Source organism: Endozoicomonas acroporae, from assembly GCF_002864045.1.
Classification (GTDB): domain Bacteria; phylum Pseudomonadota; class Gammaproteobacteria; order Pseudomonadales; family Endozoicomonadaceae; genus Endozoicomonas; species Endozoicomonas acroporae.
The window spans coordinates 1-23863 of the sequence record NZ_PJPV01000021.1; the positions used below are offsets into that span (position 1 = coordinate 1).

Annotated in this window: 16 protein-coding genes; 4 read left to right on the plus strand and 12 right to left on the minus strand. The window is 50.4% G+C overall.

Annotated features, from left to right (window positions below; all coding sequences use genetic code 11):
* A partial coding sequence (locus tag CX664_RS03735; protein WP_145999799.1) for a hypothetical protein occupies positions 1-465 on the minus strand: 465 nt, incomplete at its 3' end.
* 1239 nt (positions 466-1704) lie between these two features.
* On the opposite strand from CX664_RS03735, the gene CX664_RS03740 reads away from it, so the two are divergent.
* A complete protein-coding gene (locus tag CX664_RS03740) occupies positions 1705-3957 on the plus strand; it encodes a hypothetical protein (protein WP_101745433.1) in 2253 nt (750 codons plus the stop codon).
* 296 nt (positions 3958-4253) lie between these two features.
* Here CX664_RS03740 and rplI read toward each other — a convergent pair whose 3' ends face one another.
* From rplI to rpsF, 4 genes are all read right to left on the minus strand, one after another.
* Entirely contained in the window at positions 4254-4700 is a 447-nt protein-coding gene (gene rplI, locus CX664_RS03745) for a 50S ribosomal protein L9 (protein ID WP_101745434.1), read from the minus strand.
* Positions 4701-4725: 25 nt separating this feature from the next.
* A complete protein-coding gene (locus tag CX664_RS03750; protein WP_101745435.1) occupies positions 4726-5598 on the minus strand; it encodes a hypothetical protein in 873 nt (290 codons plus the stop codon).
* 21 nt (positions 5599-5619) lie between these two features.
* A complete protein-coding gene (gene rpsR, locus CX664_RS03755) occupies positions 5620-5844 on the minus strand; it encodes a 30S ribosomal protein S18 (protein WP_020584246.1) in 225 nt (74 codons plus the stop codon).
* Positions 5845-5932: 88 nt separating this feature from the next.
* Positions 5933-6349, minus strand: coding sequence for a 30S ribosomal protein S6 (rpsF, locus tag CX664_RS03760; RefSeq protein ID WP_101745436.1), 417 nt, complete (start codon positions 6347-6349; stop codon positions 5933-5935).
* A 762-nt stretch (positions 6350-7111) separates the two neighbouring features.
* On the opposite strand from rpsF, the gene tamA reads away from it, so the two are divergent.
* Together tamA and tamB are read left to right on the plus strand one after the other, a co-directional pair.
* Entirely contained in the window at positions 7112-8881 is a 1770-nt protein-coding gene (gene tamA, locus CX664_RS03765; protein ID WP_101745437.1) for an autotransporter assembly complex protein TamA, read from the plus strand.
* Complete coding sequence (gene tamB / locus CX664_RS03770) at positions 8878-12744, plus strand: autotransporter assembly complex protein TamB (RefSeq protein ID WP_101745438.1); 3867 nt, start codon at positions 8878-8880, stop codon at positions 12742-12744. The genes tamA and tamB overlap by 4 nt, the downstream gene beginning before the upstream one ends.
* Before the next feature lie 55 nt (positions 12745-12799).
* Here the strand turns inward: tamB and rlmB are convergent, their stop codons facing one another.
* The 3 genes from rlmB to rnr form a co-directional block, all read right to left on the minus strand.
* Entirely contained in the window at positions 12800-13534 is a 735-nt protein-coding gene (rlmB, locus tag CX664_RS03775) for a 23S rRNA (guanosine(2251)-2'-O)-methyltransferase RlmB (RefSeq protein WP_101745439.1), read from the minus strand.
* A 239-nt stretch (positions 13535-13773) separates the two neighbouring features.
* The gene (locus CX664_RS03780; RefSeq protein ID WP_145999800.1) at positions 13774-14370 is read right to left on the minus strand and encodes a hypothetical protein; all 597 of its coding nucleotides are present in this window, start codon (positions 14368-14370) and stop codon (positions 13774-13776) included.
* 284 nt (positions 14371-14654) lie between these two features.
* Entirely contained in the window at positions 14655-17300 is a 2646-nt protein-coding gene (gene rnr / locus CX664_RS03785) for a ribonuclease R (RefSeq protein WP_101745441.1), read from the minus strand.
* 363 nt (positions 17301-17663) lie between these two features.
* On the opposite strand from rnr, the gene CX664_RS03790 reads away from it, so the two are divergent.
* The gene (locus CX664_RS03790) at positions 17664-18848 is read left to right on the plus strand and encodes a hypothetical protein (RefSeq protein WP_145999801.1); all 1185 of its coding nucleotides are present in this window, start codon (positions 17664-17666) and stop codon (positions 18846-18848) included.
* 275 nt (positions 18849-19123) lie between these two features.
* Here the strand turns inward: CX664_RS03790 and CX664_RS03795 are convergent, their stop codons facing one another.
* The 4 genes from CX664_RS03795 to hflK form a co-directional block, all read right to left on the minus strand.
* Positions 19124-20416: an adenylosuccinate synthase gene (locus CX664_RS03795; protein WP_101745443.1), complete on the minus strand. Its 1293-nt coding sequence runs from the start codon at positions 20414-20416 to the stop codon at positions 19124-19126.
* Positions 20417-20444: 28 nt separating this feature from the next.
* Positions 20445-21644 (minus strand): ATP phosphoribosyltransferase regulatory subunit, encoded by a 1200-nt coding sequence (locus tag CX664_RS03800; RefSeq protein ID WP_101745444.1) that lies wholly within the window; start codon positions 21642-21644, stop codon positions 20445-20447.
* Between the two features lie 125 nt (positions 21645-21769).
* The gene (hflC, locus tag CX664_RS03805; RefSeq protein ID WP_101745445.1) at positions 21770-22645 is read right to left on the minus strand and encodes a protease modulator HflC; all 876 of its coding nucleotides are present in this window, start codon (positions 22643-22645) and stop codon (positions 21770-21772) included.
* Positions 22642-23814, minus strand: a complete 1173-nt coding sequence (gene hflK / locus CX664_RS03810) for an FtsH protease activity modulator HflK (protein ID WP_101745446.1) — start codon at positions 23812-23814, stop codon at positions 22642-22644. Before hflK ends, hflC begins: the two co-directional genes overlap by 4 nt.
* Positions 23815-23863 lie beyond the last annotated feature (49 nt).

The window sequence follows — 23863 nt, forward strand, 5'->3', positions numbered from 1 at the left end:
ATACTGAAAAGAGCTGGCCAGCGTGCCAAGGGCAAGTAGCCCTTTGGTTCCCTCACTCCCTTGATAGCGGGCCGTGGATGGCTGTTGAAGGGGTACGTCTTTCGAGCCGGGTTCTTTTTCCTGAGCCTCTTCCCGGGTTTCTTTTGATGTCTGTGGTAATTCCGGTTTTGCATCTGGCCCGGGCAAACCGCTTCCGGACCGGGCATTGGCCATATCTTTCACTATGAAAAGGATGGAACTCGCCGGCAGGATAGTTGCTGTGGCCAGTCGCACAAGATCTTCCACTGCTTTGCGGGAATTGAAACTGAGGCAAGGATCTTCCGTTGGAATCAATGATTTCGCAAATGCTTTAGAAACAGCAACGCCATGGCCGAGCCAGGAACGTTCGATGCCATTCCCTGAACATTGGGAAGCGCTGTCGCAAATGGGTTGCTGAGTGGGTTGCTGAATGGGTTGCTGAATCATAAATAGGGCTCTTGATGTTGTATTGCATAACAGTACATTAGAACTGTGCACAAAAAATTACCGGGCACTCTCTTCGAACATGCGGTGTCGTAAAAGTTTCTGATTCATTTTTTTTATTTATTTAAGGGTACGTGTTGCAGGCGTCGTGTTATTTTTATAAATGAATGGTGGTATATATTTGAAAAAACCCGGAAAAGGCGCTTCCATACCCACTCAGTAGCTACTTTGAACTGGTTGACTGGTCTGGCCGAATTGTCCGAAAAGGCAAACGTGGTCGTATAACTGACGATGTACCACCTATCCTGGAGCGCCTGGGTATTGACCCAAAAGAATGGCTGGAGACTATGCATGGGAATAATCGTTTTCACCGCGCAGTCGGCAAGCTGGCTTCACTGAAGGCTTATGCAGAAAGCACCGGAAAATGCTGGGTTCATGGGATGTCTGTGAGCGGTGCTCTCTACCCTGCCTGATCAACGTATTTTCATTTACTTTGATGTGGCCAGAATTTTCTGAATGCTCTTTCTTATATTGTCTTGACAGTGTCTTCTATCTGGCTGTTGCTGAGTGCTTTTTATAGGAAGTGAGGTTCAGGTCTTGATTCTTGAATAAAGTCAAGGAAAACGAAAAGCCAGGGCCTGGCCTTTGTATTTGAACACATTCAAGATTCAAGAACTGACACTGTTTCTTTCAATTTGCCTGGTAAGGAGAAAACCTTGCCACGGAGACACGGAGGCACAGAGGAAAAGATTTTTTCTTTTCTCCGTGCCTCCGTGTCTCCGTGGCAAAAAGAGGACATTATTCCGAGACAAATCCTTAGTTGGGGGAGCATGTCACAAGGAATAACGATTTTCATTCACCAGTACAATAAAACGGCACAGCATTCAGCCACGAACTGGAAATAGCATAAAAATCAATGGCTATCTATTTAACAAAGGGATTATCCGGAATTTTTATTCAATTAACGAGTCCAACAAAAAAATCAGGCCAACGGAAAGCAATGTTCCCATGAATAATTTTCCAACTCGTTCACATGCTCCAATCCTGACACCCCAAGAGGCCCGTTCGCCTGAATCTGACAGTACCATACCATCCAATCAAGCATGCCCTGTCAGGCTGCTCTCTGAGATAACAGTCCCACAGATCCCGCAAGGTACTTCAGCTCTGCATCCATACGCCACCATATCGTCAGTTACATCAAGAAATATTTCACAATCACCCACAGACGGTAGCCGTATACCGATGACAGACGCCGTCAAAGATGCCCTGAAATGTCTGAAAGATGCTGGTATAGACGCACAACAGTGGCAAGGGCTCGGGTTAGTACTGGAGGTTCCCTATGACAAGATAAAAAGCATTGATACAAACCTTGCATTGAGCAACCCCGAGAGCAAGTTGGGCGAATTACTCACCTGCGCTGAAACAGCAAACCTTTTGGTACCAGCAAGGTTGGTTCAGGGAGTCAGCGAACTCTTGGATACGTCGCTGCATGAAGAATATAGAAATAGCACACGCGCCATTTGTGGAAACGCTTTCCGGCGTAAATACGTTTTCAATAGAAAACAGGAAATTGTTACCAGAGCAAAAAGCTTTTTTGACTGCGGATATCTCTCCCCTGCCGAGCCTGACTGCTATAACAATAACAATCGGTCGTGGTACGACAGGATTTCACCCAGAGATGCTTACCTGATCGTTAATAAGCACTTGGATAAAGCAGATTGTTATTCTCTTGCCGCCAGATTAGATCTGCCTGACGCTGACCGGGAAGCATTATTGCCACTACTGGTCGGAGAATGGAATGTCTATGTCGCAGAGCTGTTATGGCGGGCAGACGAACAGCAACTGCTAACCCTGGCCAATCTGTGTGCTGTTATTTGTGAAAGTTGCGGTCACTGGGTAGTCGAGACGGAAGTTTGTCCCAAACTGGGCCTGGATTATCATCAGCTTCCACAATACCAATCCAAAAGGAGGTTATCAGAAAATAACAGCGAGCCTGACCGGTTGTTAAGTATACGGGATTTGGTCTCCGTTTTTTGTAATCAAATGCAAATCCTCCCGGAATATCTGGCACAGGTCTGTGGTTATTCCGAGCTAGTTAAACACCCCCTGTTGATGACGATACAGAAAAAAATCAAGTTTCTTCCTGATACTCTTAAAAGAGTGATTTTGCTGGAACTGATTTACCAGCAAAACCGCGTAAATAGCAAAGGCGGTTTATCCATTACTGACGTTGTCCGCATCCTTAATAAACCGGAGGTGATGGAGTTCAGAGTAGCTAACCGGTTATTGAGTAACATGACCGCCGGTGGTTCTGAAGATGCAAGCCCGGTATTTACGCCATTTCAATGTTTAGAACTGGCCGACATGCTGATTCAGAATCCGGATTTTGAGGCAGAACCTCTGGCAAAAATGCTGGGTCTACCCAACCATAAAAGAAAGTTGATTGTTTCCGGGGAGCATGCAAAAGTTTTACAAAAAATGATTTATGACATTTTCTCTGCAGCCAATAAGTTGGGAAGGCTCACTCCCGAAAATCTCCTGTACGCTTTGAATCAGACTTGTTCGGCATCATTGGTGAACAGCGTGTGCAATATGAGTACCTTTCCGCAGTTACAATCCATCACCGGCACACCATTACCGCCGTTAGTACTTGGCCAGCAAGATGAAATCCCCCGAAAACCAGGCTCCATACCCTTAACCATGGATTTCCTGGGTAATCTACTGCTGAGCCATAACGTGCATAGAATTGGTATGTGTACAGGGCTTGGATTTGATGAGTTAAAGGCATTACAAACGTGTACCGGAGACAAACCACAGCTTCTGGCTTATCGCCTGTCTAAGAAACTGACTGAAACGGAACGGGGCCTTGAAACGGGTCATCTTTATCAGGCGCTGCAATGGTTGGATGACAAGGATGCGCTGGCCTATTTCCCGCAACAACAAACCGATGAGTTCCTGAGTTGTCTGCCTGAGCAGACCGTTAGCAACATCCAGCAGGGAATGGCTTATATTTCAGCATTCAGCCAGATCCCCGCCACAGACGATGGAATTGCATGGATCTTGCCGATTGCCTGCAAAATCGGCTTGCCCAGGAGGCGATTTGATCACATTCCTGTCTCCTGTGATCCTGGCTGGAACCTCATCCGTTACCTTCTGGCAGCCGGAGAATCCCCATCACCACAAAGGGTTAAAGAACTTGTTGAGTGGTCCGGGCAATTGACGTTGGCAAAAGACCTTCTGAGCGAGTCGGGAGATAACGAGTCATCAGCCTATCGTTGCCCCATTGGCGGAAATTTCATTTCATGGCCGGCAGCAATAGACAAAAAGCAAAACCAGGGTGGGCCACAGACCGTGTATTTTGAGCATGACCTGCTGTTTAAATGGGTTAATAAATATCCCACCCATCCGTTAACATCAGCAGCACTGGACGTAAAACAGATAAGGACTCACTGTCCAGAGTTTTTTGAGCAACTTATTGCAACGCTCGACGGTTAGGAATTGTCCTGAAATAATTTGCACATTTCATGGTCCCAAAACTACGTTCGTCCTGAGCCTGTCGAAGGGCGTGAACTCCGGCCTCATGTATTGTGCCAGTCATCCTTCGACAAGCTCAGGATGAACGGAGATCGAGTTCAAAATATCGAAATTATTTCAGGACAATTCCTTAATCTCAGGACAACCCTTCTCTTTGCAGAAAAGGAAAACAACCGATGAATTGCCATAAACCGGGTTAAAAAAAACCGGAGACCCGTTAGAGTTCCGGTTTTTAATCTATCTGTTAACCGAACTGATTATTCAGCTTCGATAAACACCTTGATAGTTGCAGCAACATCAGAATGCAGCTGGATGCCAACGTCGTACTCACCAACGGCACGGATTGGGCCTTCTGGCAGACGGATTTCACTTTTGGCAACAGCAACACCGGCAGAAGTGATGGCTTCCGCCAGGTCACGAGGACCGATAGAACCGAACAGTTTGCCTTCGTCGCCTGCTTTGGCGGTCAGGGTCAGTTCGATTTCAGCCATTTCTGCAGCGCGCTTCTGAGCACTGCTCAGTTGTTCGTTAGCTGCGCTCTCAAGCTCGGCACGACGAGCTTCGAAAGTCGCCAGATTCGCTTCAGTGGCAGGCAGAGCCTTACCAAAAGGAATCAGAAAGTTACGGCCATAACCGTTTTTAACGGTGACCTTGTCGCCCAGCTTACCAAGCTTGGCAATTTTTTCGAGCAGGATTACTTCCATTTCGCTAGCCTCTATCTAGTACCTGTCATCCCTGATGCAGTCGGTTATTCGCGCGGGCGCGAAAATCAAAAAGACTGTCCAGACATGCAGTTAAAACAATGACCGGGTACGCCAGTTGCGTGACAAAAATCAACAGGATGTAAAACCCTGCCAGCCAGAAGCTTCCCAGTTGTCGCATCCCCACCAGGCCGTGGATCATGGCAAGCCCCGCCACCAGCAATGGCAGCGTTGCTGCAGGAACCACCACCAGCAGGTAAGGAACAAAGGTTGCTCCCACCAGGGTAAACGCCAGAAGCCCCATGGCTACCGGGAACGGCAGGCGGATCTGGTGAAACTCTTCACGGAATCCACCCGGATTAAAAAGCTGTGCCTGCCAGGATCTGGCCAGCACCATCCCGAGGATGCAGATCACCAGGTTAAACCAGGTGATCACACCGATAACCCCGTATTCTACCAACGGCCCAATGCCCGCTACTAAGTCGTCCGTACTCTGCCCTGCCTGCTGAACGTAGTCACGCACCAGTGTCATGACCAGTTCGCTGATCAGGGCGATTTGCTGTGGAGCCAGCTGCGCCATGACCAGAGCGATGAAAGCTCCGGCTGGCAGCAGCGCCAGTAGTGTTTTTTGCCAGGAAACCGTTTGCCGTAATACCAGGGCCAAAGCCACGGTGGTTGTCAAACCGATGATCGTGGAGAACTGTCCCATGGCTGCCCAGGCAATACCCGGCAGCACCGCCCAGGTGAGTATTTTCAGCCCTTCACTGGCACCACGACGTAGTACTACCAGGGAAATGATGGCTGCGCTCACCCAGAACAGCATGGGAATACAGGCAAATACAGTGGCCAGGATCATTGCCTGTTTCGGGCCACGCATTGCCAGTTCCGCCAGTCCACGCATCAGCTATACCCTATGAATAAATCAGTGACGATCGGTGTATGGCAGCAGGGCCACGTAACGAGCGCGCTTGATCGCTGTTGCCAGCTGACGCTGGTAACGAGCCTTGGTACCGGTGATACGGCTAGGAACGATCTTGCCGGTTTCAGAAACGTAAGCTTTCAGGGTGTTCAGATCTTTGTAATCGATCTCTTTCACGCCTTCAGCGGTAAAACGGCAGAACTTTCTGCGACGGAAAAAACGTGCCATGGCAACGCCTCCTTGGATTTATGCTGGTATGGTAAAGAGCAGGTTAAAGCAGGAACCTTAGCAGTCGTGAACGACTGAGCGCCAGGTCTTACTCTTCAGACTCTTCTACTTCGTCTTCAACGGCTTCTTCAGAGGCACGTTCTTCACGGCGGTCTTCACGGCGATCGTCACGACGATCACGCTTCTCTTCAGACTGCAGCATGATAGAAGCTTCAGTGATGGCTTCATCACGACGAATGACCATGTTACGGATAACCGCGTCGTTGTAGCGGAAGTTTTCCGTCAGCTCATCCAGAGTTTCGTTACCACACTCAATGTTCATCAGAACGTAGTGAGCCTTGTGGATCTTGTTGATTGGGTAAGCCAGCTGACGACGGCCCCAGTCTTCAAGACGGTGTACCTTGCCACCATTTTCGGTGATCGCGCGAGTGTAGCGCTCAACCATGGCAGGTACTTGCTCGCTCTGGTCAGGGTGGACCAGGAAAACGATTTCGTAATGACGCATTATTTGCTCCTTACGGGTTAAATAGCCTCCTGCAATTTTTACCTCCGACAGCCGTCGAAAAGATTCTATAAAGCAGTAAGGCAAGGAGAGTGTGAGCGCAGGCGCTCACCGGTTATTACATTCACGATGGAGAACCCTCTTGATCGACTCTTGACCAGAAAAGCCCCACTGAGAATGAAATATACGCCGGACAGATTGGCCGGAGCATACAAAGAGCGGGAATTCTAGAGATTTGTTGCGTTGGTTGCAAGAGAGCCGGACTGGTAATATCCGGTATCGACGTGGTGATTTACCACTTCAGGTCTGTCATTAAACCATCAATCTGCCAGGTATTCGGGCAGATATGGTGTAAATAAACAGGAAGTCCTCGGTAATCAGCAAAAGCTGGTAACATACCCATCCCATTTGGCTAAGTAGCTAACCATATGAAATCATATATTTCTGACTCCTTGTTCAGGCACTCTGCTTCGTTACAACTCCGGTCACATAGCTACGGCTATGCTCCCTCCGTTGTGCCTCGCATAGCACCTGCCCAAGTAGCCAGAAATATATGATTCCATATGGCCAGCTACTTAACACTGATTTAACGCATTAAAAGGGCAATATGAAACAATAAGTTATGCAAAGGATGGCTGCTCAAATGACTGTGCGACAAAGCCATTCAACGATGAGCGTCATGTTCTAAAGGTCGATATAGATTCCAGAGACCGCTCCAATTTACCGTTTTTATTGCCGGGAATGCGTACCCACTATCATTGAATTATGGCCGATCACGAAAGCACAGCACTTATTTATACACCGAAACGGCGAATCGGCCTGTGGCTGCTGCTCATGCTGTGTTTTTCTGCATCGGCCTGGGCGACAAAACCTCTGACCTATAAAATCGATGGGCTCGACCAGGCATTACTGCAAAATGCGATGCTCTACCTTGATAACCTGCCTGCCATCAAACCCGAACAACTGGATGAATACCGGCATGAAATCCGGGAGGCCCTGCAAAAATCCCTGATGGCCCTGGGCTATTACCAGCCCACCATTGACTTTCACAGCAAAAAAGCTGCCAGTCAGCTCACCATTACTATCAATCCGGGTCAGCCAGTGATTGTCCAGTCCCTGCAAATCAATCTGGAGGGTGATGCCCGGCAAGACCGGGCATTTACCCGGTTAATCAGTCAGAGCCGGTTAAAAACGGGCGATGTCCTGAATGATGGTGAATATGAGTCGCTGAAAACAGGGCTCAATAAACTGGCCCTGACCCGCGGTTATTTTGATGCAGACCTGAGTGAACACCAGATCAAAGTCTACCCGGCCAAACATTGGGCTGACATTACCCTGACCATGGAATCTGGCAGACGATACCGGTTCGGACCGGTTATTTATCACGACCTGGTGAGCGAAGCTACCCGTGAGTTGTTGAACACCATGATCAATTTTGAGCCGGGGCAACCGTATCGCTCTGAACAGCTCAGCCAGTTGAACATGGACTTTTCTGCCACCGGATACTTTAAATCCATTGAGGTCCGCCCTCTCAAGGACCAAGCGGTTGATGGTGAAGTTCCGATTTTCGTCAGCGTGATACCCAAATCAGCCTGGGAGCTGGAGACTGGTATCGGTTTCTCTACAGACGAGGGTCCGAGGGTATCCCTGAGTGTCGATAACCCATGGCTGGATGAAAAAGGACACAGTTTCAGCAGCGATATCAGAGCGTCCGAAACAGGACAGGAGCTGAGTGGGCGCTATAAAATCCCCTATGGCAACCCTCTGCTGGAATACTACAGCCTGGACAGCGGTTACCAGAGAACGTCGGTTCAGGATACCGACAGTCAGCTTATTTCCGCTTCAGTTAATAAGTGGAAAAAGCGGCCGGGTAACTGGGACCAGGACTTTTTTATCCGGGTAGATTATGAGAACTACACCCAGGGGCTGCAAAACAGCAGTAACCTGTTGCTGATACCCGGTATGTCATTTGACCGCCGGAAGGTGGTTGGTAACCCAACGGATCCCCGCTCCGGATACCTCTATAACCTGAAAATCGAAACCTCTGCCCAAGCCTGGCAATCTGACGCGGACTTTATCAAAGTGTGGGGCCGGGCCAAATGGCTGACCACGTTCTTCCAGCATCACCGGGTGATCAGCCGAATTGAGCAGGGTGCCATCTGGGTGGACGACATTCAGAATATCCCACCGTCCATTCGTTTCTTTACCGGTGGTGACCAGACGGTCCGTGGCTACAGTTACGACAGCCTATCCCCAAGGGACAGCAACGGCCAGCTGGTTGGCGGCCAGTACCTTTCGGTAGCCAGTATTGAATATGACTATGAAATTGTTGACAACTGGCGGGTCGCCTTGTTTGTTGACAGCGGAACCGCAACCAACTCCTACAAAAAAGGTCAGGTTGAATGGCAAACCGGGGCTGGACCGGGCATCCGCTGGGTGACGCCCTTAGGTCCCTTGAAGCTGGATTTTGCCTTTGCGATCAGTGAGCCCGGCTCTCCCTGGCGAATCCACTTTTCCATGGGGCCGGATTTATGAGCAGCGCCCCAAGCCATAACTCTGAACAGGCCGGGTCTGCCCCGGCAGCGCCAGATCAACGCCCAGTGAAAAAAGTATCTCTGATCAAGCGGTGTCTATCAGGCACAGCCGTCTTCCTGCTTACCCTGATCTCACTGCTGCTGTTTACTCACACTGGCAACACCCTGCTCTGGCACCAACTGAACAATGCGCTTCCGGCGCTTCATGGGGAGCTGACAGAAGGCCAGTTGATGACGGGCTGGCATATTCAGAATCTCCGCTGGCAAGATAGCCGGATCCAGTTTCAGGCTGATGATATAACGCTGAAGTGGCAGCTTGGAAAAGTGTTAACCAGGCAGCTGCCGGTACAACTGGTGGAAGTTAAAGGCGGCAACCTTGAGATTCAACCCGTAGCCGAAGAAACCGTATCTTCAGCACCGCCCTCTACCAATGCAACCGTCGATATTCCCCTGGATATTCTGATCAGTCAGATCCATCTCCAGGATTTTGAAGTCACCTTTTCAGGAAACACGGTGTCCCTGGAAACCTTTACCGCAAATGCCCGTATACAGAATAGCCGGCTGTTTATCCCTGAAGTGCGCGCAGACAACCTTCAGATTGTGTTAAAAGACCAGGACAACACAACGTCCACCCCAAAGGCTTTAACGCCCAACAAACCAACATCGGTGGGCATTGATCTCTCATCCATCACACTGCCGGAAGTAACACTCCCAATCCCTGTCAGCCTGGAACATTTCACACTAACCAATACCCGTTACCAGCAGGGTGATATTGATGAAACCCTTAAAGCGCTGGAACTGAGTTTCAACTGGCAAGGGACTCATATCACTAACCTGACACTTAAGGCAGAACAAAACAGGGCCAATATTCATTTACACGGCGAGATACAGCTAGCTGAAAACTATCCGTTAAGCCTGAACCTGAATACCACTATTCTGGATAATTTCAATATTCCTGAGCTGGCAGCCATGAAAGGGGATAAGCTAGCACTGGCAGCCTCGGGCGATCTTGGTCAACTGCAACTGCGGCTTGCCACACAGGGCTCCATCAATGCATTACTGGAAGGAAATATCGGCCCTCTTGCCCCCAACTTTCCGCTAAGCGTTGCCCTGCAATGGCAGGAATTCCAATGGCCGCTGCAAGAAAGCACACCCGAGGTTTCATCCGACAATGGCTCAGCCAGGATCACTGGCAATCTGAATCAATACCAGCTCTCACTGAACACATCCATTAAAGTGGCTGAGCAACCAGCAACTCAGCTGCGTTTGGATGCCTCTGGCAGTTTGCAGCACCTGGATATTGAAACACTGTCACTTAGCCCTGTTGATGAAAACAATCTTTCCGAAAACCCCTTGGAACTGACCGGAACAGTTAACTGGCAAGATGGCATTCATTGGCAAGGTCACATTCTGCTGTCAAAACTACAGCCAGAAGTATGGCTAAGGGAATTTCCCGGCACGCTGAGCGGCAAAGTAACCACTCAATTTATGATGACCGATGGTTTATGGCAGCTCGGCATTCCGGAACTGACGATCAGTGGCTCATTGCTGAATAACCCTCTTGAGTTGACCGGAAAACTGGCATCCGACAACCAGGTCAGGCCCATGGCCGCTTTACCTTTCAACGTGAATATTCACAGCTTTTATGCAGCGCTTGGCGAAAACCGCCTGAACATCAATGGACAAATCGCAGAACAGCTATCACTGAGTGCCAAACTTGACGCCAACTCTCTGGATAGGATTACCCCGGAGCTGAAAGGCTCGTTACAAGGCAGCGTTCAGCTATCAGGGAGCGATAAACATCCAAAGCTTTTATTCAGCTTTGATAGCCCATCCCTAGAGGTTGAACAGACCAGTATCAACCGGTTACAAGTGAACGGTGAATTGACCAGAGCCACCTTACTGGAAGGTAAAACCACGGTTAAGGCGGAGTCTCTCAACAGTGGCAATATTCAGCTGAAAAACGTGCTGCTAAATGCCAATGGCAGTGAACGGAATCATCAAATATCCCTGAAAACTCAGGGCGAGCCGGTATCCGGCGAGTTACAGATTAACGGAGCTTGGCACCATGATAACAGCCGTGGCAAATGGCAGGGGCAGTTAGCCAGTGCCAGGGTAATCACACCAGTGGATGCCTGGTCTCTGGAGCAGCCTGTTAGCATCGGGCTGAATGCCACCAACAAAGAAGTAAAACTGACGGATCAATGCTGGCTTGCCAAACCGGCAAGGCTCTGTATTGATGCATCACACTTTTCAGCCAACCGTGGAACAACACGCTTCCGACTATCAGACTTTAACCTGTCAACCCTGAAACCACTCCTGCCAGGCAACCTTAACTGGCAGGCCATACTGTCGGGCAGTGGCGATATCCGGTGGGATAGCGGTCAGCCCATAGCCCATATCCAAATCCAGACGACGCCGGGTGAAATCACCAGCAACTCGGATAATCCTTTATCAGTGAACTATCAAACGCTCTCCAGCGTGATTAATCTGAATGAGGATGACCTGCAGGCAAAGTTTGACTTTGACTCAAAACAGCTGGGGAACGCCCACATCCATCTGGCCATCGACAACATGCACAGTGACCAGACCCTGGGTGGACAAGCCAGACTGCAGGATATGCGTCTGTACTTTCTGCAACCACTGATTCCGGATATCAGTCATATTGATGGTATTTTATCCGCTGACACACGCATGGGTGGAACTCTGAAAGATCCCTTGCTGTTTGGTAACCTGAAACTCCGTGCAGGACAGCTGGCCGCGAAACAGGAAATGGTCAAAGTCAGCCACCTGATCACTGAGCTGAATGTGGATGGCAATAAAGGCGAAGTCAGTGGCAGCATGAAGATAGACGACGGTGAAGTGAAGCTGTCAGGTCATCTTGACTGGCAACAGATGCCCCCTTCCGGTGTTATCGATATAACAGGGCAAAACCTGGGAGCCAGAGTTCCGGGTATCCTGCAGCTGAAAGCCTCCCCCGATTTAAGGCTGACCATTGGAGAAGAGCAAACCCTGACCGGGAACATCACCATTCCCTGGGCAAGAGCGAACATCAAACAACTGCCCAAACAGGCCGTTACTCCCTCTGATGATGTGTTGATTATCACTCCGGGAACCAGACAAGCACTGTTGCATGCCGGTCCGCCCCTCTCCATGGATGTGAATGTAATTTTAGGCAGCGACATCAAGATCGACGCCTATGGACTGAAATCAGACCTTGGCGGTCAACTGCTGCTGGATCTGCAGCCCGGAAAACCAATGACTGCCGATGGCTCTGTTCAACTGACCAATGGCCGCTATCATCAATTCGGTCAGGACCTGCTGATTAAAGAGGGCCATATTATTTTCTCCGGCCCGCTATCCAGCCCCTACCTGACGGTGAACGCTATTCGCAACCCTGACAGCATAGAAGACGATGTATTAGTAGGCATGCAGGTGAGTGGCGCACCCTCCCAGCCGGAGTTTTCTATCTATTCAGATCCATCCATGCCACAGCAGGAACAATGGTCTTATCTGCTCAGAGGGCGGGGACTCGAAGATGGTGACAGTTCGGCAGTGCAATCCATGCTGATCGGTTTCGGTGTCAGTCAGTTTGGCGGCGTCGTGACTTCCATTGGCGAAAAAATCGGCCTCTCGGATGTCACGCTCGACACCCAGGGCAGCGGTGATGACACCCGAGTCACCATTGGAGGGACGATTGCGCCGGGCCTGCGGGTGCAATATGGCGCAGGTGTTTTTGACTCTATCGCTGAAGTTAAGGTGCGCTACGAACTAATGCCGCGACTTTACCTTCAGGCCGTTAGCGGCATTGCCCAGGCTATCGACCTTTTCTACCAATTTACAATTGCGACAGAAAAAAAATAGAGCTATTAAGATTTAATGAATTCAATGTGAGGTACCGAACTCCGGGGAGTGACAATCATTGTCTCTGTCGGACCGCCTCAAATAAACACACCCCGGTAGCAACCGACACATTGAGGCTACTGACAGAACCGGCCATTGGAATAAAAATCAGCGAGTCACACAGGTCTCTGGTCAGGCGACGCATTCCTTTACCTTCTGCGCCCATGACCAGAGCCAGAGGACCGGTTAAATCCGACTGATGAATATTGCCAGAACTCTCACCTGCGGTACCAATCATCCAGATACCTCGCTCCTTGAGCCATTCCATACTCCGTGCCAGGTTGGTCACCTGAATCAGAGGTACGTTGTCTGCTGCGCCACAGGCCACTTTGGTTGCTGTGGCATTGAGACTGGCAGACTTATCCCTGGGCACAATCACCGCATGCACACCTGCTGCATCGGCAGTCCGCAGGCAGGCCCCCAGATTGTGAGGGTCCGTAACGCCATCCAGAATCAGGAGAAAGGGTGGTTCATTCAGCCCATCTAGAATATCCTCCAGGTCTTCTTCCCGGTAAACCCGGGCGGCAGAGACTCTGGCCATAATACCCTGATGCACACCCTCCGCTTTGGCATCAAGACGGCTGCGTTCAACAAATCGGACGGAAACGCCCTGTTCTCTGGCCTGGTCAACCAGGGCATTGATTCGCTTATCCGTACGACCTTTCTGGATCTGAAGCTCCAGTATTCTTTCGGGCGACCGTTCAAACAGGCTCTGCACCGCATGCAGGCCAAATACTACGTCATTGCTCATTGATTTCTCATTTGAAAGCCTTTACAGGCCATAAAAAGGGGGGATTTTAGCAAAACTGGAAGGACAGGGGTTATTGCTGATGTTTTAACACTGATATGCTAACGAAAATGGCCAGAATAAGCATGGCCTATGCGCCACCGGACTCATTTTCAGCTAGTTATATGCATCAACCTCAATAGCCTCCGAGGAGGCTGTCAACAGCCGAGCGAGTATGCGTAAAAATAGCTCGGCTAAACATTTTAATCTTCTTTTTTAAAGAAATAATTACCAACAGCCTCGACAGTAGACCCGATAGCAGACGAGGTAGCAACACCGACAGCCCCGGCAGTCCCCATACAAACACTGGTAGCAACACCTGTCGCAACACCTTTGGCAACACTGGTATCAACATCGCTGGTAGCCCTTTCACCCACAACAGAACCCCAGAAGGCCCCGATAGTAAATCCAGCCAAGGCAATCAAGGTAGGCCCGACAGCAAGCTCAGCACAAGCATCAAACCCGGCACCATCAACCCCGACAGCAGCAGACCCGGTAGCCCCGATAGCAAACCCGACTAAAGCCGAGGGAGCAACCGGGAGAGTAAGCGTCAAAGTAGCCTGACAAAGAAATTTAATGGTTTTTTTCGAAACAGCTACTAAACGATCCGGCAATGGAATACTTTTTATCTCATTATCAGTGAATTGTTTTTCACAGGAGAGATAATTTTTTTGGTTAGAACTTTCCATGCATTCCCGCATGCCTGAACGACCAGAAGAGTGTTCATATTTAGGATTGGTGCTTTCGTTTTTTATTGGACTAAAGTCCATTTTTGGATTAAAAGTGATATTTTGGTTCATATCAAAACCCTCCGTTTTCATTTAATTTTTGTTTGTTACAGCTAATAGATATTAATATTTATTTTTAGTTCCCTATGAACATTTAGATATTTAACCAATTCTGCCACTATGGTGTTTTCCTTGCCCGGAAAGTGATCGTTAAATAACAACTCTTATCAACGCGAAAACAAAAAGGCCGCTGTGAAGCGGCCTGATTTCAAAAGACATATCGATAAAGCAAACAGGCTCCCGGAGTACCCCATGGAGCCAGGCAGCAATGATTGATAATACCTGTGGTGCGAAGCTTATTGACTGATCTTCCGTTTACGAGGCTGTTTACCCGTTGGCTTTGAGGCTTTGGCTGAATCAGACTTTCGGGCGCTACTGGCTTTTTTCTTACCGGCAGTCTTCTTTTTGCCGGAAGCGGTTGGCTTGCCCTTTTTACCGGTTGTTTTGGCCGATTTCCTGCCTTTCGCCTTACGACCGGATGGCTTACCGTCTTCGGCAGAGCCCTTGGCGGATGAAGAGCCCTTAGCTGATGGAGAGCCCTTGGCGGATGAAGTGCCTTTTCCTTTTTTAGCCGCCTCTTCAGCAGCCCTGGCTTCTCTGAGCAGTTTTTCCTTGGCCGCTGCCGACTTGAATCGACTGCCAAGCGCTGCGCTTCCCGATGAACGGGATTTTTTCGCCGAACCAGACTTACCGGATGACTTTCTTCTTCCCGGCCTGCTGAGCGCTGACAGCAGTTCAAAGTCGATCTTCTTATCGTCCAGATTTACCTTACTGACCATCACCTCCAACTCATCGCCCAGACCAAACCGGCGACCGGTGCGCTCACCGCGCATGCAATGATGAACATTGTCGTAAATATAATAGTCATCCGGCAGGCTGGTCACATGAACCAATCCCTCGACATAGACATCTTTCAGCTCCACAAACAACCCGAATCCGGTCACTGAAGAGACAATACCGCTGAAGGTCTGACCAATATGCTGCTGCATATAGTCGCACTTCAGCCAGTCCATGGCATCACGGGTTGCCAGATCAGCCCGCCGCTCTGTGGTGGAACAGTGCTCTCCCAGTGCCTGAATATCGCCGGCGTTATAGGGGTAGATGCGCTTTTCAGGTATGGGGCTGGCCCCCACTCGAACCACATGCCGGGAGGGACTTTCTGAGCGGATAATATGACGAATCGCCCTGTGTACCAGCAGGTCAGGATAACGCCGGATGGGTGAGGTAAAGTGTGCATAAGCCTTGAAGGCCAGGCCAAAATGCCCCTGATTATCACCACTGTAGACCGCCTGGCTCATTGAGCGCAGAACCACGGTCTGAATCACATGGTAATCAGGACGATCTTTCACCGTAAGCAACAATGCCTGAATATCACGGGGGGTGATTTTGCCAGAGGGAAGTGCCAGCCCCAGACTGCCAATAAAGCTGTTCAGGTTAAGCTTCTTCTCCAGCGTCGGCCCTTCGTGCACACGGTAAAGCCCCGGGAGTTTGTGCTTTTCCAGGAACTTTGCCGCGCACAAATTGGCGCACAGCATACACTCTTCAATCAACTTATGGGCGTCATTACGTTCCCTGGGCACAATCTGCTCAATCTTGCGGTGGCGACCAAATATAATCTGGGTCTCCACCGTATCAAAGTCAATCGTGCCCCGCTCTGCCCGGACGGAGACCAAGGTCTTGTAGAGCGAGTACAGATGCTCAAGGTGTGGCACTAATGGCTGGTACTGCTTCCGCAGCTCCCGGCCCTCATCACTGAGGGACAACATATCCCAGACTTTGGTATACGTCAGCCGCGCATGGGAGCGGATAACACCCTCATAGAATTTGTAGCCGGAAATCTTGCCTTTGCCACTGATGGTCATTTCACAGACCATTGCCAGGCGATCTACTTCGGGGTTCAGGGAGCACAAACCATTGGACAGAACCTCCGGCAACATGGGAATCACATGCCCCGGGAAGTAAACCGAAGTACCCCGGTTAACCGCTTCCTTATCCAGGGCCGAGCCCGGTTTCACATAGTGGGAAACATCGGCAATCGCAACAAAAAGACGCCAGCCGCCGCCTTTTTTTGACTCACAATAAACCGCATCATCAAAATCACGGGCATCTTCACCGTCAATAGTGACAAACGGCGTTGCCCGTAAATCGACCCGGCAATCTTTGTCCGACTCTGCGACCTCAGTGGTAAAACCCTGGCACTGTTTTTCCACCGCTTCCGGCCAGTCATGGGGAATATTATGGGTGCGAACAGCAACCTCGACCTCCATGCCGGCATCGGCTCTGCCACCGAGAATTTCCTTAACAATACCCATAGGCATGTTGCGACGGCCGGGCTGCCGGGTAATTTCCAGCAGAATATATTGTCCCTCCGTGGGCATCAGCGGGCCCGGCTGAACAATAATCTCCCGGCTGATACGGGGGTTTTCAGGCACCATAAAGGCCGCACCAGACTCGGTATAGTAACGACCGACAACCTGTGTCGTATTTCTCTCAATCACCTCAACCAGCTGGCCTTCCCTGCGGCCACGATGATCGACGCCTGATTCACGCACAACCGCACGGTCACCATCAAACAGCTGGCGCATCTCACGGGGGGAAAGGTAGAGATCTTCACCACCACCATCCGGCATTAAAAAGCCAAATCCTTCTTTATTGCCCTGAACAACCCCTTTGATAAGATTCAGCTTACTGATCAGGGCAAAGGCATGCTTGCGGTTTTGCAGCAGCTGACCATCGCGGATCATCGCCTTAAGGCGGAACATCAGCGCTTCCTGCTGTTCTTCGTCGTTTATACCCAGTGCACGACATAACGCCCGATGGCTGACCGGCGCCCCTCGTTGCTCAAGGTATTCCATGATGTACAGACGACTGGGGATCGGGTTTTCATAGCGCTCTGCTTCGAGAGATGCCTGACTATCCTGGCTTTTCCACCCTTTTGACATGGGCTTATTGCACCTCTTTTAGGGCGTATGGCAGCCCGGGGCTGCCTGGTGAAAATGAAAATCTACAATCATGATATCTTTCTTCAAAGGCCATGGATGGGGGAGAAGTCAACATTAAATCCATTCTGTATTAGTACATGCATCAGACTATTAATGCAAAGAAAGAAGCTGAAAAGTGAGGTTAATAAAGGAAAAACTGCATGAGACCGGGAACTTATTGACTGTCTGGAAGGTCATTTATTATAAACGATGGAACTCCGGGGCTTGCAAATGCCAATCCCTAAACATCACAATTTCAACGAAGTCAGAAACATGATACACAGCAGCGGGCCCGCACCCTCCTCCATCCGGATAGACGCTCATGTGGCGAGTTCCACTGAGGCTCAAACGCATCTGGCAACCCAGCAAACCCTTGGGCAGAGGTTCGCCCTTCGCTGCCATAAATCTATCAACAGGGTGTTTCTGAGACTTATGGGCACCAGGGCGACATTTTTACGGGCTGCGGCAACAAATGATGTGCCACTGATCAGACGCATGGTGAGCGAGCATCATTCAGCCAACGGCATGGTCACCGCTAATCTGGTTGAGGATAAGCTGGATGATGCTGCGGCCAAAGCGGTGGCAAACGGCAAGACAGAAGCATTGGTGATATTGCTTGAACACGGGGCTTGCCCGAATGAGGCGTTGACAGGTAGAAATTTTTGTATCCCGCCAAAAAGAATGTTTTTTGATGAACGGGGACGACGTCGCCACCATCATGTGACAGACAAACTGACACCAGAAACAGTCAGAATATTGTTAAATAATATTCATATTTTTCCTGATGCTCCCATCAGGCTCGGGGATAGCTGGGGTCATTACCTTAATTTTACTCCGAAGGAATTAATTAACAGTAACTCTGGTCACAAAAACAGGGAAGAAATCTGTAAAATGCTTGTCAGTCACGACCAGGTTGATGTGAACACGGAGATATCTTTTTACCAAACGGGTGCGTTCGCTCTATCCAGCAAAGTAGATAATCAGAGTTTTTATCAACATCCACAAAGTCCTTGTATCCACGTAAATTTTATTGGCCAGACCCTGATGTTTGATAACTTCGGCCTGACTGAGCATCTGCTTACAGACCAGACTCTGAATCTGGATCCCGGCTTACCCATCGGCACAGGCGCCGCTGAAAACCTGCTGATTATTTTTATGGACAAATACTCCAAAGGATGTTTTCGCAAATTAAACCAGCGTTTTGATAATTTACTCAACACTCTGAGGGGCAAAATTGCCAACTCTGATGCCTTTCGCAACCAGCTTTTGGCAAGTGAAAATAAGCTGTTCAAACAGCAATTTCTCACACTGTTTGCTATCGGGCAACAAGACCGGCACGCCCCCTCCCCTGCTGATTTTCAACATCTTAACTGCGAGCAACTAAACGATAAAATCCTGGACATATTTTTGACCATATCTTATGAATCCCCGCCCGATTATCACCGTCTTTACCCAAATCCACCAACGGGTTATGACTCAGTTATTGCAGGTGACTTTGAAAGCGCTTAATAAATTCAAGTCAAAACCATAACTACTGACAATATCACCCTAGTACATGGTTTCAATGAGTTTGACGTGTACGATCTCCGTTCACCCTGAGCGGAGTCGAAGGGTGCTTGGCACGATCTATCAGAGTCCGGAGTTTCCGCCCTTCGACAAGCTCAGGACGAACGGAGTGCGGAGGCACGACAACCCGTCAAACTCATTGAAACCATGTACTAGGTATAAAGCCGGTTTGTCCAATGATAAACCGGCGATTTTGTCACAGAGGCCAATCCTGATGATCAGGCAAACGGCTGACGCAGAACGATAGTTTCTACACGGTCCGGTCCGGTGGAAATAATATCAATCGGTGCACCGGTGACTTCTTCAAGACGCTTGATATAAGCCAGCGCATTGGCAGGCAGCTCATCAAGGCTCTTCGCACCAAATGTCGACTCACTCCAGCCCGGCATCTCTTCATAGACAGGCTGAACCGACTCGTACTCTTCAACGTCAACAGGCGTGGTAATGGACTCACCATCAGCATTCTTGTAATCCACGCAAATGCGGATTGTTTCCAGACCGTCTAGCACATCCAGTTTGGTCAGGCAGAGGCCACTGACCGAGTTGATCTGAATAGCCTGTCTCAGGGCTACGGCATCAAACCAGCCACAACGGCGTGGACGACCGGTCGTAGCACCAAACTCATTACCGACTTTGGCCAGATGGCGGCCATTTTCGTCATCCAACTCTGTCGGGAAGGGGCCTGAACCCACACGGGTGGTGTAAGCCTTGGTAATACCCAGGACATAATCCAGGTACAGCGGACCAAAACCAGTCCCCGTAGAGGTACCACCTGCGGTGGTGTTGGATGACGTGACAAACGGGTAAGTGCCGTGGTCGATATCCAGCAGAGAACCCTGGGCACCTTCAAACAGAATGTGGTCACCACGCCCATGATGCTCATGCAGACGGTCTGAAACCCGATCAATCATCGGAATCAGTTCCCTGGCCATGGCCAGCGTGTCATCCAGAACGGTCTGGTAATCTACGGCTTCTGTCTTGTAGTAGTGCTGCAGGGCAAAATTGTGATAATCCATCACTTCTTTCAGCTTTCTGGCAAAACGTTCAGGGTGCAGCAGATCAGCAACACGTAAACCTCGGCGAGCTACCTTGTCTTCATAAGCAGGACCGATACCACGACCCGTCGTACCGATTTTGGCTTCGCCACGGGCCAGCTCACGGGCCTGATCCAGCGCCACATGGTAAGGCAGAATCAGAGGACAGGCAGGGCTGAGTTTCAGGCGCTCGCGCACAGGAACACCGGTTTCTTCCAACTGCTTCATCTCTTTCAGCAACGCTTCAGGAGACAGCACAACACCGTTACCGATGTAACAAACCACATCTTCCCGCAGGATTCCGGAAGGAATCAGGTGCAGAACGGTTTTCTCACCATTAATAACAAGGGTGTGTCCGGCATTATGGCCGCCCTGGAAGCGAACAACAGCTTCCGCCTGCTCGGTAAGCAGGTCGACAATCTTGCCTTTACCTTCATCACCCCACTGGGTGCCAAGTACGACAACAGTCTTACCCATGGAATCGGTCTCTTAGTTTCAATGCAATTTATAACGGTTCAACCAACCATTCGCCGTCACGGCAGATCAGCTGATGGTTGCAACCCATGCCCGCTGCTTCTGTCGCTTGCCCGGGCAGCTGGCGAACTACCCGCTCCCCCTGCCGACGCAGGGACTGCACCAGGGCAGCATCCGCATCAACAGGTGCAAAAATGGTCTTGCCTTCGGTACAGTCATCTGTACTTTCTGTTTTCAGTTCCAGCAACGCCTTAAGCTCCATAAGCGTCTTGAGGTCGGTGCTGAAACCGGTCGCAGGGCGTGATCGGCCGAAGGCTTCACCGATCCCATCATAGCGCCCGCCTTTGGCGATTGCCTGCCCCTGACCGGGCAGATAAGCCGCAAAAACGACACCTGTATGATAGTTGTAGCCCCTGAGTTCGCCCAGGTCGAAATAGAAGTCAGCACCCGGATAAAGACTGGTAATCTCTCTGGCAATCAACCCGAGTTCATCCAGAGCAGTGGCGACGCCCTCAGGAGCATCAGCCAGCTCCCCCCTGGCCCGTTCCAGTATTTCCGGACCACCGGCCAGATTGGGCAGGCTTTTCAGCATTCGGGCAGACCCTGCGCTGATATCCCACTGATTGACCAGCTGTTCAACTTCAGAGATCGCCTTGCGCTGCAAGGCATCAAAAAGCGCCAGCTCCTGATCACCCGACAGTCCGGCCTGAGATGCCAGCAACCGGTAAATCTGCACATGCCCAAGATCCAGACTGACTGAATCGGCCTCCACCTGGGCCAGGGTTTCCAGCATCAGGGAAATCACTTCCTGGTCACTTGCCACGCCAGAGTGACCATACAGCTCTGCACCGATCTGGATGGGTGACCTTGAAGCCCCGAGGGAAGCGGGGCGGGTATGAAAGACACTGCCTGAATAACAAAGTCTTACCGGGCCAGCCACTTTCAGGGTATGGGCATCAATTCTGGCCACCGCCGGTGTGGTATCTGCCCTTAATCCCATGGTTCTACCGGTCAGCTGATCGGTTACCTTGAAGGTTTGCAGATCCAGGTCATGACCGACACCTGCCGTCAGTGACTCGATAAATTCCAGATGGGGAGGAATCACCAGTTGGTAACCCCAGCGGTCAAACAGGTCGAGTATGTCGCGCCTTAACTTTTCAGCACAACGGGCCCTGCCGGGAAGAATTTCTTCAATTCCCTCAGGCAGCAGCCAGCGATCAGCGACGGTCATAACAGCCTCTCTTATTGTTACTGTGGAAGTTTTTTCTTCGCTGCCTGCCCACACACGAAAAAACCGGGCGAGGCCCGGTTTTGATAATATTACCACGGTTTTTTAGCGCTGGCAGCAAGAGTTCATTATTTGCCTTGCTTATCGTGATTAAAGTAGCGGAAAAAATCACCTTTTGGTTCTATCAGCATGACGTTACCGGACTCCCCGAAGCTCTCTTTGTAGGCCTGAAGGCTACGATAGAAGGCATAGAATTCCCGATCCTGCTGATACGCCCTGGCATAAATCTCAGCTGACCTGGCATCCCCGTCACCGCGGATCATTTCAGACTGGCGGTAGGCATCGGCAAGAACCACCTGCTTTTCACGGTCGGCATTCGCCATGATACCTTCTGCCATCTCCTGACCGCGGGAACGGTAGTCCTGAGCCTCTTTCTCACGCTCGGATGACATCCGCTCAAATACCGAGTCACTGACCTGGGGAGGCAGGTCAATCCGCTTGATACGTACATCCATAACACTGACCCCCAGCTCATCCTGGGCAACTTCATTCAGCGTTGTGGTCAGTTCTTCCATCATCTCGTCACGCTGGCCGGACACCACTTCGTTCAGAGTGAGGCTACCAAACTGGTTCCGCATGCTGGACTCAGCACGCTGGGCAAGCAGGTTACTGGCACGGAATACATCGCCTGCCGTTGCGCGGTAGAAGTCGTAGACGTTGTGAATGCGCCACTTGATGTAGGAATCCACAATCACGGCCTTCTGCTCAAGGGTCAGGAAGCGCTCGGATGGCACATCCAGAGTCTGCAGACGGCCATCGAACACCTTAACCTTGTCAACCAGCGGGATTTTCACATGCAGGCCCGGAGGGATACTGTCACGTACTACCTGACCAAAACGAAGTTGTACCGCCCTCTCCCGTTCGGAGATGACGAATAAACTTCCCCACGCCAGTATTACAACAACCAGAGAAATAATCAGTCCAGTGAAGGCTTTCTGACTCATCGACTTACCCTCCCCCCACTGACTCGCGAGCTATTGACGCGTTTATTCAATTCTTCTGTCACCCGGGTGGTAATCTCGTTTAATTCCTGGGCAGATAACTGTCTGGATGGCACTTTGCTGCTACCATGGGACTGTGTCAGTTTATCCAGCGGCAGATACATCATGTTATTGCCACCTTCAACATCCACCAGTACCTTGCTGGATTTACTGAACACGTCTTCAATCGCCTCAATATACAGACGCTCGCGGGTTACTTCAGGTGCCTGTTGGTACTCACCCAACAGTTTCACGAAACGATCCGCCTCACCCTCTGCCTTGGCAACTACCTCATCACGGTAACCGTTGGCACTCTCAATAATACGCTGTGCCTGACCACGGGCTTCCGGAATGATCTTGTTGGCATACACCTGGGCCTTGTTCTTGGCCCTTTCTTCATCCTCACGGGCGCGGATAACGTCATCAAACGCTGCCTGCACTTCTTTAGGAGGATGGGCGCTCTCAATGTTTACCTTGGCAACATTAAGGCCGGTACCGTAGCTGTCCAGATAAGCCTGAAGGCGATCACGCACTTCGATACCCATCACCTCACGACCTTCGGTCAACACCTGATACATTTCGGAGCCACCGACAACATGACGCAATGCACTCTGTGTCGCTTCTTCCAGACTGACCAGCGGCTTGGCAACGTTGAGAACATAGTGCTTGATATCATCGATATTGTACTGAACCGACATGGCCACCTCGACGATATTCTCGTCTTCGGTCAACATTTGCTGCAAGAGGTTATAGGTCCGAAGTTCAGTCACCCGTTCCTGAAACTTGGTTTCAATGGGAGGGAAGTACATATGCAGGCCAGGGCCAACCGTCTCTGCATACTCACCAAAGCGCAGGATGACGGCCTGCTCTTTTTCATCAACGGTATAGACCGCATTCCAGATGTAGGCTGCAACAGCGAGTATCAGAATGCCAATAAAAATGCCGGAAGAGGGGCCTGCCTGAGCACCACCACCGGAGCCACCACCGCCTTTGCGGCCTCCCCCAAACATGGAATTCAGTTTTTCCTGAAATTTGCGAAAAGCATCGTCCAGGTCCGGTGGTCCTTGCTTATCGCCTTTGTTACCACCGCCCCATGGATCCTGGTTGTTTCCACCCGGCTCGTTCCAGGCCATATATGTCTCCGTAGAGTCAGCATCAGATTGAATTTTGGTTTGAGCATCC

Excerpts from the sequence above, each read along its gene's own strand:
- CX664_RS03740 (WP_101745433.1), top strand. The coding sequence starts at position 1,705 with ATGACAGACGCCGTCAAAGATGCCCTGAAATGTCTGAAAGATGCTGGT.
- rplI (WP_101745434.1), bottom strand. The coding sequence starts at position 4,700 with ATGGAAGTAATCCTGCTCGAAAAAATTGCCAAGCTTGGTAAGCTGGGC.
- CX664_RS03750 (WP_101745435.1), bottom strand. The coding sequence starts at position 5,598 with ATGCGTGGACTGGCGGAACTGGCAATGCGTGGCCCGAAACAGGCAATG.
- rpsR (WP_020584246.1), bottom strand. The coding sequence starts at position 5,844 with ATGGCACGTTTTTTCCGTCGCAGAAAGTTCTGCCGTTTTACCGCTGAA.
- rpsF (WP_101745436.1), bottom strand. The coding sequence starts at position 6,349 with ATGCGTCATTACGAAATCGTTTTCCTGGTCCACCCTGACCAGAGCGAG.
- tamA (WP_101745437.1), top strand. The coding sequence starts at position 7,112 with ATGGCCGATCACGAAAGCACAGCACTTATTTATACACCGAAACGGCGA.
- tamB (WP_101745438.1), top strand. The coding sequence starts at position 8,878 with ATGAGCAGCGCCCCAAGCCATAACTCTGAACAGGCCGGGTCTGCCCCG.
- rlmB (WP_101745439.1), bottom strand. The coding sequence starts at position 13,534 with ATGAGCAATGACGTAGTATTTGGCCTGCATGCGGTGCAGAGCCTGTTT.
- CX664_RS03780 (WP_145999800.1), bottom strand. The coding sequence starts at position 14,370 with ATGAACCAAAATATCACTTTTAATCCAAAAATGGACTTTAGTCCAATA.
- rnr (WP_101745441.1), bottom strand. The coding sequence starts at position 17,300 with ATGTCAAAAGGGTGGAAAAGCCAGGATAGTCAGGCATCTCTCGAAGCA.
- CX664_RS03795 (WP_101745443.1), bottom strand. The coding sequence starts at position 20,416 with ATGGGTAAGACTGTTGTCGTACTTGGCACCCAGTGGGGTGATGAAGGT.
- CX664_RS03800 (WP_101745444.1), bottom strand. The coding sequence starts at position 21,644 with ATGACCGTCGCTGATCGCTGGCTGCTGCCTGAGGGAATTGAAGAAATT.
- hflC (WP_101745445.1), bottom strand. The coding sequence starts at position 22,645 with ATGAGTCAGAAAGCCTTCACTGGACTGATTATTTCTCTGGTTGTTGTA.
- hflK (WP_101745446.1), bottom strand. The coding sequence starts at position 23,814 with ATGGCCTGGAACGAGCCGGGTGGAAACAACCAGGATCCATGGGGCGGT.